Annotated in this window: 15 protein-coding genes, 2 pseudogenes and 1 riboswitch; of the genes and pseudogenes, 4 read left to right on the top strand and 13 right to left on the bottom strand. The window is 31.8% G+C overall.

Going from position 1 to position 15547, the window contains the following annotated elements; translation table 11 throughout:
* Positions 1–106 precede the first annotated feature (106 nt).
* From ACFWM3_RS09365 to ACFWM3_RS09355, 3 genes and pseudogenes are all read right to left on the bottom strand, one after another.
* Positions 107–1300 carry a hypothetical protein gene (locus ACFWM3_RS09365; RefSeq protein WP_390311163.1) on the bottom strand — a complete coding sequence of 398 codons (1194 nt, stop codon included), beginning with the start codon at positions 1298–1300 and terminating at the stop codon, positions 107–109.
* 18 nt (positions 1301–1318) lie between these two features.
* Positions 1319–2260, bottom strand: coding sequence for a YiiX/YebB-like N1pC/P60 family cysteine hydrolase (locus ACFWM3_RS09360; RefSeq protein WP_390311162.1), 942 nt, complete (start codon positions 2258–2260; stop codon positions 1319–1321).
* Positions 2261–2376: 116 nt separating this feature from the next.
* Positions 2377–2579, bottom strand: a pseudogene (locus tag ACFWM3_RS09355) (DUF805 domain-containing protein); the annotation flags it as partial.
* A 239-nt stretch (positions 2580–2818) separates the two neighbouring features.
* Here ACFWM3_RS09355 and ACFWM3_RS09350 point away from each other — a divergent pair.
* A complete protein-coding gene (locus tag ACFWM3_RS09350) occupies positions 2819–3163 on the top strand; it encodes a hypothetical protein (RefSeq protein WP_390311161.1) in 345 nt (114 codons plus the stop codon).
* Between the two features lie 143 nt (positions 3164–3306).
* Here ACFWM3_RS09350 and ACFWM3_RS09345 read toward each other — a convergent pair whose 3' ends face one another.
* Entirely contained in the window at positions 3307–3651 is a 345-nt protein-coding gene (locus tag ACFWM3_RS09345) for a DUF805 domain-containing protein (RefSeq protein ID WP_390311160.1), read from the bottom strand.
* 260 nt (positions 3652–3911) lie between these two features.
* Between ACFWM3_RS09345 and ACFWM3_RS09340 the strand changes: the two genes are divergently transcribed.
* Positions 3912–4307, top strand: coding sequence for a VanZ family protein (locus ACFWM3_RS09340; protein WP_390311159.1), 396 nt, complete (start codon positions 3912–3914; stop codon positions 4305–4307).
* A 22-nt stretch (positions 4308–4329) separates the two neighbouring features.
* On the opposite strand, the gene ACFWM3_RS09335 is transcribed toward ACFWM3_RS09340, so the two are convergent.
* The 6 genes and pseudogenes from ACFWM3_RS09335 to ACFWM3_RS09310 all read right to left on the bottom strand — a co-directional run bounded on the left by ACFWM3_RS09335 (position 4330) and on the right by ACFWM3_RS09310 (position 9753).
* Positions 4330–4674, bottom strand: coding sequence for a DUF805 domain-containing protein (locus ACFWM3_RS09335; RefSeq protein WP_390311158.1), 345 nt, complete (start codon positions 4672–4674; stop codon positions 4330–4332).
* A 156-nt stretch (positions 4675–4830) separates the two neighbouring features.
* Positions 4831–5721, bottom strand: coding sequence for a hypothetical protein (locus ACFWM3_RS09330; RefSeq protein ID WP_390311157.1), 891 nt, complete (start codon positions 5719–5721; stop codon positions 4831–4833).
* A 215-nt stretch (positions 5722–5936) separates the two neighbouring features.
* The gene (locus tag ACFWM3_RS09325; protein ID WP_390311156.1) at positions 5937–7211 is read right to left on the bottom strand and encodes an ABC transporter substrate-binding protein; all 1275 of its coding nucleotides are present in this window, start codon (positions 7209–7211) and stop codon (positions 5937–5939) included.
* Positions 7212–7226: 15 nt separating this feature from the next.
* Positions 7227–7337: pseudogene (locus ACFWM3_RS09320) on the bottom strand (carbohydrate ABC transporter permease); the annotation flags it as partial.
* Positions 7338–7486: 149 nt separating this feature from the next.
* Entirely contained in the window at positions 7487–8431 is a 945-nt protein-coding gene (locus ACFWM3_RS09315) for a DMT family transporter (RefSeq protein ID WP_390311155.1), read from the bottom strand.
* Positions 8432–8592: 161 nt separating this feature from the next.
* Complete coding sequence (locus ACFWM3_RS09310) at positions 8593–9753, bottom strand: C40 family peptidase (protein WP_390311154.1); 1161 nt, start codon at positions 9751–9753, stop codon at positions 8593–8595.
* Between the two features lie 490 nt (positions 9754–10243).
* Here ACFWM3_RS09310 and ACFWM3_RS09305 point away from each other — a divergent pair, with 490 nt between their 5' ends.
* Complete coding sequence (locus tag ACFWM3_RS09305) at positions 10244–12163, top strand: heavy metal translocating P-type ATPase (RefSeq protein ID WP_390311153.1); 1920 nt, start codon at positions 10244–10246, stop codon at positions 12161–12163.
* Between the two features lie 308 nt (positions 12164–12471).
* On the opposite strand, the gene ACFWM3_RS09300 is transcribed toward ACFWM3_RS09305, so the two are convergent.
* The 3 genes from ACFWM3_RS09300 to ACFWM3_RS09290 are packed head-to-tail and all read right to left on the bottom strand — an operon-like array spanning position 12472 to position 14400.
* Positions 12472–13353 (bottom strand): YihY/virulence factor BrkB family protein, encoded by an 882-nt coding sequence (locus ACFWM3_RS09300; RefSeq protein WP_390311152.1) that lies wholly within the window; start codon positions 13351–13353, stop codon positions 12472–12474.
* A 17-nt stretch (positions 13354–13370) separates the two neighbouring features.
* Positions 13371–13910: a hypothetical protein gene (locus tag ACFWM3_RS09295; protein WP_056476408.1), complete on the bottom strand. Its 540-nt coding sequence runs from the start codon at positions 13908–13910 to the stop codon at positions 13371–13373.
* Between the two features lie 13 nt (positions 13911–13923).
* Positions 13924–14400 (bottom strand): low molecular weight protein-tyrosine-phosphatase, encoded by a 477-nt coding sequence (locus tag ACFWM3_RS09290; RefSeq protein WP_098428186.1) that lies wholly within the window; start codon positions 14398–14400, stop codon positions 13924–13926.
* Positions 14401–14740: 340 nt separating this feature from the next.
* Positions 14741–14845, top strand: a riboswitch (TPP riboswitch).
* Between the two features lie 118 nt (positions 14846–14963).
* On the opposite strand from ACFWM3_RS09290, the gene thiT reads away from it, so the two are divergent.
* Positions 14964–15545, top strand: a complete 582-nt coding sequence (gene thiT, locus ACFWM3_RS09285; RefSeq protein ID WP_390311151.1) for an energy-coupled thiamine transporter ThiT — start codon at positions 14964–14966, stop codon at positions 15543–15545.
* The last annotated feature ends 2 nt before the right edge of the window (positions 15546–15547 follow it).

The raw sequence follows: 15547 nt of genomic DNA, 5'->3' as shown, positions 1-15547 counted from the left end.
GATAAAATTCGAAAGTTCCACTATGTTTTTAAGGGGACTAGCTATTTTTTATAAAAAAAAGAATCTCCTATTGAAGATTCGCAGTCACAAATTAGTTAATATTATTCTAAATCCGTACAATAAAATCAAGCAGATGACCATACTCAACCAGAAATTCTACTTTTAAATCCAAAGTTTTATTATCTAATATTAATACTTTATAACTCTCTTCGTTATTAGATAGTACATATATTTCTTCCTTATCAATATCTTGATAAATAAACTTGTAATTGTTCTTATTATTTACATAGCTCTTTTTTAATGGCTTGAAAGTTGGTACAGGCTCAAATGTAAGTAGACCAAGTGTGTTCCCATATTCGTAACTATACAAATTATATAATGCAGTTTTTTCATTAATCATTATTGGTCGAAATTCCTGATAATAATAGAGATCCTGCTTTTGCAGATTTTTAAAGGGTTCAAAAACTTCATATATAAGTTCATTATTATACACATACAATTTTCCTGTATCACTTACTATATAGACATGATCTTTAGTTGAATAAACAGGAAATAAGTCAACATCGTTAGATTCTGGTGATTCGTAATTAATTAATTGATTTTCTAAGTCTATAATACCAATCCCAGGATACACTTTTATCTCCTTTTCATTAACTTCTCCACTCGTTCCATAAAATATCTTATTTTTAAAACCTAATAAGGGTGTCCATTTAGGCTCATATCCATATTCAGTTTCGAAGCTTTTTTCTGATGTATAATTTGAAATAGACATATTGAAATCATTTGTCTTTTGATCAATATTTTGATCACCTGTTTTATGAGAGGCAATTGTTTGAAACAAAGTGTCTTCACCATAATGTTGAATATGGTCTACTCCAACAGGATATTTAAAATACTCAAGTTTTACTTTATCGAACTTTCTTTTTGTCATATCGTAAGTAAAAAAATAGTTATCTATTGAAGCGTCTCCAAAAAATGATATAAATAATTTATTTAAGTTATTTGGCTTTTGATGAATTAACATTCTGCCAAAATCACGATCCTTAATTGCGTATTCTCGAACAATTTTACCCTTTTTAGTCACTTCTTTTACAATGGTAGATTCTTGTGAAACCCTTGGGTCAGCTGGATAAAATAATAAAAAATTCTCTTTTTTATCGGAATATTTTGGTTTGAAATTTTCAATTCCATTGATTATAGTACGGTTTTCATACTCTGTATTTCTAAAAATTGAAAATGCTGAAATAATTATTCCTGCGATTAATAGTACCATCAATAAAAATATAGATTTTCTTTTCATAGTATCACCTGATATTTATTACAAATTTCCAGGTAATGTTTTTCCCCAATTTTTAATAAGGCGAACATTGGCGTCAGCAATTATATCTCTAGGGAGTACCGCTATAACTCCGTCAATAGTATAAGCATTTGATGATTGTAAATTATAGCCGACATGATTCCACATTGCATTTGTTAACTTAGAACAATACCATGCATCAGTAGACCAAATTGATGTTTTTAGAGCATATGGCTCCCCTTTCTGTTCTAAACCAAATTGAACAGCTTTATTTCTTTCGGTAGCTGTTGCATCTTTACCCAGTTTAGTTGTTACTTTATATTGTTTAATGCCGCTAGCCCCACTCCACAATTTATCCCTGTTCCAATGAAAAACTTTTGCTCCATTATTTTTTGTTCTAGCTGCTTCAATTACAAAATAGTCTTTTGTTGATAATACTGCAGTATGTCCTGTTAATGATTTATCTCCAGCAGCATTATTATTACCTATCCCATAATAAAGAATATCACCATATCGCCAGCTTTTTGATGCTCGCAGCATATTTTTATTACTGTATTGCTCTACTTTTAAATCTAATTCTCCAAGTTTATCAATCAACTCGATATGAACTTGTGTATTATAAAAGTTATCTGAATCCAAAGATTTTAAATAATCTTCAATTTCAATGTGTATTTGATTGACCTCATTAAAAAAATTTTCCCTACTATTAAATTCAATGCCAACATCTTTTTCTAATAAGGTATTTACTTTAGATAGTTTTTCTTCTAATCCATACTCAATATCCTCCAAAGTGGAATTACTTTTTTCTTGTGCATTTGTGCTAATTGGCACCGTCAAAAAAGCTGTGCATAATAAAATACTTAATGTTTTTTTGAAATACACAATATATCCTCCTCTAATTTTTTTATTAGAAACTTCATTAGAAATTCCTAATAAACTTAGCTTAGCAAATTTATCCATCATATTCTGTTTTACACTTGAAGAAAATTAGTACAAAATTTAACAATCTGGTGAACGCAAAAAAACCGCCCTCATATAAGGCGGTTTACATCTTATCCCTTAAAACTAACCTTCAAAATTTAATACTTAGGGTTCGCCCCAAATCGATTATCTCCCTCTTCACTATCCAAACAGAAGAAAATAATAAGAATAATCGTACCAATAAACGGAATTATTCCAATTAACAGCCACCAGCCACTTCTACCTGAAACAGGAAAAACATCCAATACTCTCTTCTTCTAGCTCTTCCGTTGAATACTGCGTAATTCTTTAATAATTTTAATTACCATTCCACGACCGATCTCCTTGAACAGTAGGGTGGAATATGCTGACTAGATTAATTTTTAGGTTTAAATAATTCATTAATTTCTACTTAGTCTTTGATCTGTTTATTTCTGATAAAAACACTTTGCCCTGAAACTATATTCATAAAAGTTTCATAATCTCCTCGATACTTCTAAATAGACACGTTATTAATAATGATAAAATGTTTATAAACCTAGAAAATAGGGGGAATTTCGAATGAATAAATTGCATAGGAAGTTTTTATTACTATTCGTTTTTTTGATCGTTATTATATTTTTCATTGCTCACAAACCATCTAAATTACATAAGGGTTTCCCAATTCCGTTAACTGCAATTCAGTCCAAGATTGACTACAAACATCAATACGCAGTCTACAAATGGAAAATGACATCTGAAATACATGGTTTACCAAATTCTTATAAATTAATTTTAAAATTTTGGGGATGGAATGAAGTAAAAGAAGAAGCCGATGGTATACGAGAGGTTTTCACAAAGAACGCTGAAATAGTACATATTGTTTCTTTAAATGATAAGATTGAAATACATTTTATAAATAATTAATTAACGTGCTAAAGAATGTTCTAATTAGAACACTCTTATTTTTTCACTAAAAGAAATACGGAAAAATAACAAAAAACCGCCCTTTTCAAGACGGTTTCCATATTGACCCTTAGAATTAATATCTAGACAATTTAGACATCAATTTAATACTTAGGATTCGCCCCATATCGATTATCTCCCTCTTCACTATCCAAACAGAAGAAAATCAAAAGAATAATCGTACCAATAAACGGTATTAATCCAAGTAACAGCCACCAACCACTTCTACCTGAATCATGTAATCTACGAGCTCCTACTGCTAAAGAAGGTAAAAAAACCAAAATACTATAAATTATAGTTAATACTTCCCCTATATTTGCAATGCTTTGTAAAATTGAAAGTATAATCGAGATAATGGCATTAAACAGGAAAAACATCCAATACTCTGTTCTTCTAGCTCTTCCGCTGAATACTGCGTAATTCTTTAATACTTTTAAATACCATTCCACGATGGATCCCTCCCAAGAAGTAAATACGGTACATTTAAGTCTATTCTTAATACCTAGGTAACATTATTAATTTTTAATAATAGGACAATTTATTTTGAATTAACACAAAAACCCGCCTAAAATTAGGCGGGTATTAAGCTTAAATTATCTCGGTGTTGGGCCAAAGTGACATTATTTAATGAAAAGTTTATTGAGGATATACAAAATTATTAATGTATAATAACTTATTATTAATTAAAACATTTTTTGGGAGATTTATTTTGAAACCTATTATCATAAAATATTTACTGTTAATTTTTTCACTTTTGTTTATTTTTAGGTTTACATTTTTTCCAGTTCCTTCTTTAGGAATAGGTGTTTCTGAAGGTGGATTAAATTTAATCCCATTAATTAAAATGTTTAATGAGTTTAGCACCATTAATCAATTTATAGTTAATATCTTTGGAAACATCATTCTTTTTATGCCATTTGGGTTTATTTTGACTTCAATTAAGAGAACAAAAAAAGTTATACTAATTGGCTTATTTTTATCGGTAAGCATAGAAGTTGTCCAATTTATGATGTCTTTTAGAACCTCGGATATAGATGATGTTATTTTAAATACTATAGGGACATACATTGGGTATAAGATTTCAAAGATCAAATTTAAGAAATAATATGAGACATTTAAGTCTTTTCCTAATATCTTGGAACTGGTCCAAAACGATTCTCGTGATCTTCACTTTTAAAACAAGCAAGTATTAATAAAATAATTGATCCTATAAACGGAATTAAACTAATTAAATACCACCAACCACTTTTACCAATATCATGTAATCTACGAACACCGACTGCAATTAATGGCAGTAAGGTAAGCAAACCATAAATTCCTGAAATCATGTTATCTGTATTTGCAAAGTTATCTAATAAATTAAGTAAAAAAGTAATAATTGCATTAATCAACAAAAACATCCAAAATTCAGTTCGACTCGCTCTACCATGAAATCCTACATAATTCTTTAATACTTTTAAATACCAATGCACAATTGATCTCTCCTAAAAATTATTTTATCCAAAAGCTAGTGTATACTTCCTTTTTACTATTCCCATAAGAAAATCAAATTACATAAAAAAATGAAATAGATCAGTGCCCAAATAAAAAAAGGAAGCCCAAAATCTGGGACTCCCTCATCAAAGAAATTACTTATTAACATGTGTTAACGTAGCACCATAAGGAGTTACATCAAAGAAGTCTCCATAACCAACAACTGTACCGCTGCCGTTCGCAATGACTGATTTTCTAGATTTCCATGTTTCTCTCCATTGTTCTTTTACATCTGCAGCACGACGATTAACGATAATATTCATTTTTTTCGTTTCGATTTGTTCTTTTGTCATATTTTTTGTATCAATTTTTTTAAAGTCGTTTAATATTAAATTTTTCGTTTTATCCGATATTCCACCACTTTGAACAAATATATCAAACATTAATGCATATCCTCTTTTTGTCCATAATCCGAATGTTTTGTAATACTTTTCTGCTTGATCAAAGTACGATTTTGAAGCATTAATTTGTTCATCAATACATTCTTTACTTGTTCCTAGATTTTTAAAATAAGTCTTCCAAGGCTCTTTAAGTTCGTATTTATTATTAGGGTTACTGATTGAATCTCCCCAAGCTACCTGTTCTTTTGTCGTTTTGTTCATAATTACATCTTTAAATGTATTATAAGAATCCGTATCTCCTTTGAAAGCTTTTAGGACAGCATCATTATGATTCGCAAACATTTTTTTCATAATTGGTTGTAAAGTTTCTGTTCCAAAGTTTTCTTGAAGCGCGCCAAAAGATAAACCGGCACCGTCGAAATTACCACTTGTTGCTCCAAATGCATCAGCTTCAGATGATGATGTTTCATACCACGAAGTGATTTCTAGTGACATTTTTTTAACTGATTCACTTGCTGGAAGCTTCACGGGACTATTCGTTTTAACTTTATAATTAACAGAAGCAGCATTCGCTGGCCCGACTACTGTTCCTAAAGAAAAGACAATCGCAGTTGATAAAATAACATTTTTAATCGATTTTTTCATATTTGATTACTCTCCCTTACTATTAATCTATTTATCTAGGTTAAACTCAGGAATTTCATTTATATTCGCAACGATAATTACTATATCACGATAATTAATTCTGTTCATCACATAAAATCTTCCAATCAGTAAATCTTCAACAAAATACTTTACAAAAAAACAAACCTCATTCGAAATTATTTCGAAATAAGGTTTGTCTTAAATTCCTACTTAGTCTACTGATTTTTTAACTTATCCCAAGAATCCTGAAACGATTGCAGTAATTGCTGTGGATTTTTTTGTCCTCCAACATAAGCTTGCATTGAGGCACCAAATTCGTTTGTTGCACCATTTGGATATTTAAACCAGTTCCATGAAAGTACTTTTCCTTCAGTTGAGTACTTTTGAATATCGTCAGCTATTGGTCCTAGGCCTTTTCCTTCAATTGTTTTAACTGCTGGAATGAATCTAAACTTTTCAACGATATATTTTTTACCTGTATCAGAAGAAACCATCCAATTTAAAAACTTCTTCGCTTCTTCTTTGTTTTTTGAATTTTTGTTAACTACCCAGTTATTTGGTACACCGACAGGTATTTTATCCATTGCGTTTTTGTCATCATTAATCGGCATTGGTAAAAGACCCAGTTTCATATTTGGCGTAATGCCATCAATCATACCTTGTGTCCAGTTTCCTTGTTGCATCAAAGCTGTTTTTCCAGATGCAAAATTTGTAACTTGCGTATTGTAATCCGTTGTTAATTGATTTTTATTTCCATATTTAATCGTTAAATCAAATAATTTTATAAACTCCTTAAACTTATCATTATCAGGGATTTTTACTTTGCCTGCATTTAAATCGGCGATAAATTTATCTGGGTCCGGTTGTTGTGCGAATGGAATATTTAATAAATGAATTCCTAAAATCCACCACTCACCATATCCAACTGAAAACGGTGTAATGCCAGCGTCTTTTAATTTTTTTGCTGTTGCATCTAATTCAGTTAATGTTTTTGGCAATTTTGTAATACCAGCTTTATCAAATAAATCTTTATTATAAATGAATCCATAGCCTTCTGTGTTCATAGGCATTCCAAGTAATTTCCCACCAACTGTCATCGGTTTTTCGGTTTCCGGATATAAATCCTTCACCCAATCTTGATCCGACAAGTCCTCAAGTTTGTCTTTCCAAGTAACAGCCTCCTGGTAACCACCATTATTGAAAATATCGGGTTCATTTCCTGATGCAAATTGAGCTTTCAATGCTGCTCCATAATCTGCACCTCCACCTACTGTTTGAACCTTTACCGTAACATTTTTATTTTCCTTTTGATATTCCTTTGCTAAAGCCTCTAGATCTTTTGCAATTTCAGCTTTAAACTGAAAAATATTTAATGTGATTTTTTCACCAGTAGCAGGCTTTTTTGTTTCTTCTTTTTTATTATTACATCCAGTAAACAACAACATACTAGTTGATAAAACGGCAATCGACTTGAATAGTTTTTTATTCATATGATTCTCCTTACCTTACTTTATTGAACCACTCGTAATACCACGGATAATTTGCTTTTGGGCATCGAAGAAAAAGATAAATAATGGCATAATGCCTAAAACTAATTCGGCAAGTGCTAAATTCCATAATGGAAGCATCATCTACAACTGTTTCAACTGCTTTATCAATCTTTGACAACTATGTACCTACCTTCACAACGATCTACAAAAAAAAGCAACTCCACATTATTATTAAAAAGTGGAGTTGCTTTTATTCGGGATGCATTCTATTCGAGTCAAGACGCACTCTTCATATGAGTGCTGCGTTGATCCTTTTGATAATTCACAATGATAATACCTGACGTAACCATAATTAAACCAATAAATACAAGATAAGATAACACTTCATTCAGCATGATTGATGATAAAATTACACCAAAAACAGGAACTAAGAATAAGTACATTGATACTTTTCCAACTTGGTTATATTTCATGACATTGTTCCACAGTATGAATCCTACAGATGAAAGTATTGATAAATAAACTAACATGCCAAACGTTTTTAAATCAAAGTGGAACGGTAGAAATCCTGCCGTTAAACCACCAATTAATAACAATCCAATCGAACCGATCATCATTTGATAAGCCGTTAAATAGGCAACATCCACTTTCTTTGCAGCTTCCTTAGCAAGTACATTACCATATCCACCAAATGCCATTGCAAACAATAATAAAATCTCGCCAATTCCTAAATGTAAAGAAAGCGTGCCCTTTGTAATATTCACGATAATGACACCCGCAAACCCTACCGTTACACCAAGAATCTTACGCATGTTTAAACGATCATTTTTATACATAAAATGCGCTGCTAAAAGTTGAAAAAACGAAGTAGTTCCAGCAATAATCGAGCCTTGAACTCCCGTCGAAAAACTCAATCCAATATAAAACAACACATATTGTAAAAACGTTTGAAACAAACCTACTTTTCCTACTACAAAAAAAGTATCTCTCTTAAAAGTTAACTTTCTACCAATTATCGTAAAAAATATTAAAATTAATAATGAGGCCAAAAAGAAACGATAACCCGCAAAAATCATTTGCTTCCAAATTTCATTCTTCTCAATATGCAAGTGCTCATAACTTAGCTTAATAAACGGAAATGCGCTTCCCCATAAAAAAGTTGTAATAACCGCTGATGCAATCACTCCCAAAGGATGTGTAAAAAATCTCTTTGCAGACATTGTTTCCCTCCATAAGCCTTTTTCTCTCTATAGAATACAGTTTATTCTATCATCAATAGGGCATTCCTTCTATTCGTTTTATTATAAGAAAGGCCTGAAGGTAAAGACAATTGTTGGAAATCTTTATAAAAGTAATTTATGTGGATTTGAACTTAAAATTTTTATGATTTTATTCGTTTATACCCTAAAAAATGCTTTTGCCAATATGAGTCATTTAGATTTGAAATTGTAACACCTTTACTTGTACCAGCTTGAATAAATTCATTTTGATTTAACATAATCCCCATATGTGATGGTCCATATGTGTATGTATTTTGAAAAAATATCAAATCACCAGGCTGTGAAGTTGTTACTTTTTGGAATGAAGTATTGTTCTGCCAATAACCTGATACATTTGTTCTTCCAAATGGCTTACCATTTTCCTTAAGGACATAATAAATAAAGCCACTGCAATCAAAACCAGTAGGCGATACTCCTGCCCACTTATAGGGAACTCCTAAAAATTGTTTTGCAAAAGAAATCATATTTTTTTCATCAATATTGCTAGTCGAACCATTTGAATGATCAATTTCTTTTTCAGTATATCCAGCACTTATATAACCGATTTTTCCTTGATAGTTTATTTTGCGCCAACCATTTGAAGTTGAAATAACGTCTAACTTCTGCATTTTTGTCGCACTACCTATTATATTGTAATTCGTTCCCGCACCTGAGCGAATATTAACTTTGGCCCCAGTTACAATATATTTAGTCGTATCGTATACTGGTTTTTCATCTTCAATATTCTTTTGCTTCTGAACATAAGTGCCACTTATGTAGCCAATTCTTCCTTGATAAATAATCTTGTACCAACCATTTGCGGAAGATTTAACATCTAATTTAGCATTCTTATTTACACTTCCTAAAATACTGTAATTCGTTCCTGCTCCCGAACGAATACGTACCCCGTTCCCTGTTGAGATATAATTGGAAGTATTGTTTTCTATTTTTTCATTTTCAACATCACTACTTTGTTTTTTAACATAAGTACCGCTTATGTAGCCCATTCTCCCCTTATAATTAATCTTATACCAACCATTTGAGGAAGATATGACATCTAATTTAGCATTCTTATTTACACTTCCTAAAATACTATAATTCGTTCCTGCCCCTGAACGAATACGTACTCCGTTCCCAGTTGAGATATAGTGATCCACGTATGAGATCGATGCTTTAGGTTGATTTACAGTAGTACTTTCTGCATCCGCTTCTAATAGATCCATTGAATTAATATATGAAACAGATCCTATGATTGCAATTGATTGTATAATTTTTTTCTTCAAAATCTTCACCAGCTTTTATTTTTATTTATATTTGCTATACTTTTATGAGTTTGAAATAGATGAATTAGCTTTTAATGTAGTAACAAATATGTATTTATGTGCTTACTGTATAAATATCGGTTGGATGCTTAAAATTCTTTAATGAACGTCAAAAATTTTATTATTTGATAGAACCGGTAAAATTTAATAGGGCAGACTGAATTCCTGTCCACCCCACACCTACATCTAATTTCACAACTCGATCACATCATTAAAATTTTTTTAATTTAAAAGCAAATTTTTTCTTCACATTTAAAGGAATGTGGTAATATATATTTAATAAGAATTATTTTAATTAAGAAATCTGTAAACTACACAACTAAGAGATTAAATAAATAGTAAGGTCTTATAAAATGTACGCTGCTGTCCTAGGACGGCAGCTTTCGTCGTTTTATAAGGATAGTGAATTTGATTATTTTTCTCAATTGAAAATAAGAAAGGGGTATTTATTATGGAAGCAAGTCCAAAAGTTACTACGATTCATGCTACATATGAAGCCGACCATGTGGAATCTACATCATTTCTTTCAAAACATGGAGAATTAATTGCCGCTTTAGTTTCTGGTGTATTAATTCTAATTGCTTCATTCGTTAAGAACGATCATTCAATCATGTCGATTATTTTATATGTTTTAGCATTTTGTATTGGAGGATATGCAAAGGCAAAAGAAGGTATTGAAGATACGATTGCTGAAAAGGAACTAAATGTTGAAATGCTAATGATTATTGCGGCAGTTGGTTCAGCTGCAATTGGCTATTGGACTGAAGGTGCCGTACTGATTTTCATATTTGCTTTAAGTGGCGCACTTGAAACATATACGTTAAATAAAACAAATAAAGAAATTTCTTCATTATTATCACTTCAGCCACAAACGGCAATTCGATTAGTCGATGAAGTTGAAGAAGTCGTCAGCATTAAAAGTCTAAACATTGGTGATTATATTTTAATTAAAGCTGGAGAACGTATTCCTGCTGATGGTCAGATCGTTAAAGGAGAAACATTAGTAGATGAAGCTGCTCTTACTGGTGAATCAATTCCAGTAGTAAAAAACTTAAATGATGAAGTGTTTGCTGGAACGATTAACATTAAAGGAACGCTAGTAGTAGAAATTACGAAACATAGTGATGAGACTCTTTTCCAAAAAATCATTAATCTTGTTCAAACAGCTCAAAGTGAACAAACTCCTTCTCAACAATTTATTGAGAGATTTGAAGGTGTTTATGTTAAAGGCGTATTAATTGCCGTATTATTCATGATGTTTTTACCGCATTTTGCATTAGATTGGTCATGGACAACAACATTTTATCGAGCAATGATTTTACTAGTTGTTGCATCACCTTGTGCATTAGTAGCATCGATTACACCAGCTGTTTTATCAGCAATCTCGAATGGAGCAAAGTCGGGAATTCTTGTTAAAGGTGGTATTCATTTAGAGCGATTAGGTGTATTAAAAGCAATCGCATTCGATAAAACGGGTACTTTAACGATTGGTAAGCCAGAGGTAACTGGTTTTGAGAAAATTGAAGATTTTGATCGTACAGAGTTATTGTCAATCGTTGCTTCAATTGAAAGATTTTCAACTCACCCACTAGCTGCAGCAATTGTTGAATACGCAACGAAACAAGGAATCACAATATCTTCGTCATTTGAACAAATTGATGACCACCCTGGTTTCGGTGTATCAGCGATTTTAAATGGTTCAGAGTACAGAGTCGGTAAAAAAGAATTCGTAACGATGAAACAAAATCCTCTTATTCATTTTGAACAACAGTGGGAACAAGAAGGAAATACAATTGTTTATGTAGGTACTCAAGATCAGGTTGTTGCGATATTCTCATTAAAAGATTTAGTTCGTAACGAATCAAAGCAAGCCCTATCTACTTTAAATAAATTAGGTGTTCAAACAGTCATGATTACAGGTGACTCAGAACAAACGGCGAAAGCAATTGCTGCAGAAAGTGAAATCAATGAATACTTTGCATCATGCTTACCGGATGAAAAAGTTTCGATTGTCAAAAAGCTAAAAGATAACTATGGTCAAGTTGCAATGGTTGGTGATGGCATAAACGATGCCCCTGCTCTAGCGACTGCAAATGTAGGGATCGCAATGGGCGGAGGAACTGGAGTTGCTTTAGAAACTGCAGATGTCGTTTTAATGAAAAATGACTTAACAAAAATTTCAAAAGCAATCACTTTATCAAAACGCATGAACAGGATTGTAAAACAAAATATTATTTTTTCACTAACCGTAATCGCATTCCTAATCTGCTCGAATTTCCTACAAATCATTGATTTACCTTATGGAGTAATCGGTCACGAAGGAAGTACAATTTTAGTTATTCTTAACTCATTAAGATTATTAAGAGATTAAAAAAAAAGCATCGTACACAAATGTACGATGCTTTTTTCTTCTAAACTGAACTAGTAATGAGCCTTTTAGCAGGAAAAGCAAGTATTCTAGTCAGCCTAAAAATCAATGGTAATCATTATGCCCGTTTGCAGAACCGCTAGTTTTGCCCTTTGGGTGAGAGCTACTCTTTTGTTTCTTATTTGATTTATCATTATGGTTTTTCTTATTATTACTCATTTGAAGTTCCTCCCTTTTTGAAGTCTTTATTAGTTTACCTTTCTTAAATAAGACTACTCATGGAAGAAAACTCCATTATATTATAGAAGAAATTATTTTGGATTTGGCTTATTAGGGTCAATTAATTTTGGTTTAGCTTTGTGCTTACCATATTGTTTTTGCTTTATTAATGCATTGAGCTCTCCACCAATAATCACAACCATTGCCGAAATAAAAAACCAGATCATTAAAACAATAATTCCACCTAAACTACCGTAATGACTTGTGTAATTACCAAAATTATCAACGTAAAATGCAAATCCAAATGAAGAAATGATCCATCCAAATGTTGCAAATAGCGAACCAAAAAATACCTTTTTAATGTGAACTACTTTACTAGGTCCAATTGAATATAGAACAGTAAATACAATCATCAGAATCACAAAGCTTAGTGACCAACGAATTAGGCTCCAAGTAGACAAGAAATCCTGAGATATATCTAAAAATTGAAATACAGACTTAGCAATGACTTTCCCAAACACTGGTATTAATAATGCGAATACAATTACAAAAATCATAATAATTGTTAAAAGAATTGAAATTCCTCTTGTAACAAAGTAATTTCGTTTATCCTCTACATCGTACGCATCATTAAGTGCTCGGATGATTGCATTAATCCCATTGGACGCAGCCCAAATAGTCGCAATTAACCCTACTGATAAAACTCCACCATGTGATTGCCCGATTATTAACTGCAAGTTACTTCGTATAATCGCCATTGCATCTGGCGGAGCATATTGACTCAAAAATGACAATATTTGATCAGTAGAAAGTGGTAAATAGGTTACGACTTGAGTTAGAACAAGTAGAAATGGAAAAAGAGATAGCATTAAGTAATATGCTAGCTCCGCTGAACGAGATACTATTTCGTCTTCCATACACTTTTTCACTAAATCCCAAACAAATGCTACAATAGAATTCTTTTTCTTAATCAAATTGACACCTTCAATTGTTATTCTTTAGATGTATTACCTGCCAATAAAATTGATTCTACTTTCTCTTGTACTTCATCTGCATTTTCATCAGTTATATCTTCAATACCTTCAAGAGTTGCTTCTAACTGCTCGTCAGTTTCAGAAGATTCATTTTCATGATTTACTTCTAGTGAAGTCGCTGAAATTTGCGATTTACCTTCTTCTAGATCAATTGAATCTTCAATTTTCGCTTCTACAGCTTCAACTGCTTTTTCTGATACTTTAGAAGAGCCTTTATCAAACTTATTTAATGTAGAATCTTTAATTTCGATCCATTTATCTTTTACAAGCTGTACATTGCCTTCTAATTTCTCAACTGAGCTTTGTACTACTCTCAATTGATTTCGAACAGCACCTTTTACGATTTCTGGATCATCTTTAATTTGATTTAATTTGTTCGTTACACTTCTTCCTTTACGTGAGATCTTCTCACGATTTTCCTTGTTAAGTAGAGTAACTCCTGCACCAATTGCGACTCCGACTAGAATATTGCGTAAAGCTTTGTTACGTTTTGACATTCTACATCCTCCTCTAAACTGTTAATTGGTGTTGCTTTAAAATATGCTGAAGTAAATGAGAGCATCCTTCTGTAAGGATGTCATATACTTCATTAAAATTACCCGTATAATATGGATCAGGCACTTCCTTCCACATTGATGCTGGAACATAATCTGAAAGTAGTGAAATCTCTCCTATACAATTATTTCTTGCTAAATTCATTAAATCCTCTTTATTCTGTGCATCCATAGCAACAATATAACTAAAATATTTAAAGTCATTTTCTGTCACTTTTCGAGCTTTCATACCTTCGCAAGTTATACCTTTTTCACTCAATAAACCTTGTGTTCCCTTATGTGGAGGGTGACCTAAATGCCAATCTCCAGTACCAGCTGAGTCTATCATAAATTGTTTATCTAACCCTTTTTCTGTCACTAAATGACGAAAAACAGCCTCAGCCATTGGCGATCGACAAATGTTACCTAAACAGACAAATAATACTTGAATCATCTAAAATGTCTCCTTCAAATTATTTACACTTTCTGCCAAAATTTAGCTGTTCTTTCGTATTCATTCTACACGGTAAATTTTAAAATGAAAAGCAAGCCATTGTGAATAATTTATGGCAAGGATAAATAAGATAATGGTTATAATGCTTATTTTTTACATAATAGCTATGATTACACTCATTTTTTAAAAATAATTTTAATTACTAACTAAATAGTTAACTTTATTAGTGTTCTACGTGAGTACCATTAACAATAGGCAAAATTTTTTTAATTTTTACGGATAAATTAATTGTATTTTTAAATGACCTTGACTATATTTAGTAAAGACAACTAAATGTAAGCTAAACCACAAGGGGAGCCATTTGGCTGAGAGTGAATAGATTAACTATTCTTACCCTCTGAACCTGTTAGTTAGGACTAACGTAGGGATGTGGCACGATGAAAAAGCAACGCCGGGATCATCATGCTACCCAGTATTGCTTTTTTTATTTATTCCTACTGATATCTCCTTACAAAGTGTTTCACTACATAAGTTGTCCATGAGATAAAGGGGGAAATATATATATGAAGACATCAAAGATTCAATTAATGACAGAAATAGCGATGTGTGCAGCTCTAGCAATCGTTTTTGATTTCTTACCATTGTTTACTGCTCCTCAAGGTGGTTCTGTATCATTATCAATGATTCCAGTTTTTCTAATTGCTTTTCGTTGGGGATTAAAGCAAGGTTTAATTACTGGTCTATTATTAGCAGCATTACAAATCGTTACAAAGCTATATTTTGTTCATCCAATCCAAGTATTTTTAGACTATATTCTAGCATTTACAAGTCTCGGATTAGCTGGACTTGTATATCAACAAATAAAAATTAGTTTAGCAAATGGCAATAAAAAAAGTGCAGCAGCCTATATAATTTTAGGAACTTTTATCGGCTCACTAGCTCGTTTCATCTCCCATTTTATTGCTGGAATCGTATTTTACGGTTCATACGCTCCAAAAGGAACACCAGTATCACTTTATTCATTAGTATATAATGCTTGGTACATGGTTCCTTCTTTTATTATTAGTGCAGTTCTATTAATCATTTTACTTTCTTCTGCACCAGTACTTGTACATGTTAAAAAGAATCGAAATCAAGCAGCATAAGT

This window comes from Gottfriedia sp. NPDC058432 (assembly GCF_042721555.1).
GTDB lineage: Bacteria > Bacillota > Bacilli > Bacillales > Bacillaceae_G > Gottfriedia.
Note: the sequence above shows the minus strand (reverse complement) of the source record. Positions and strands in the feature narration are given on the sequence as shown.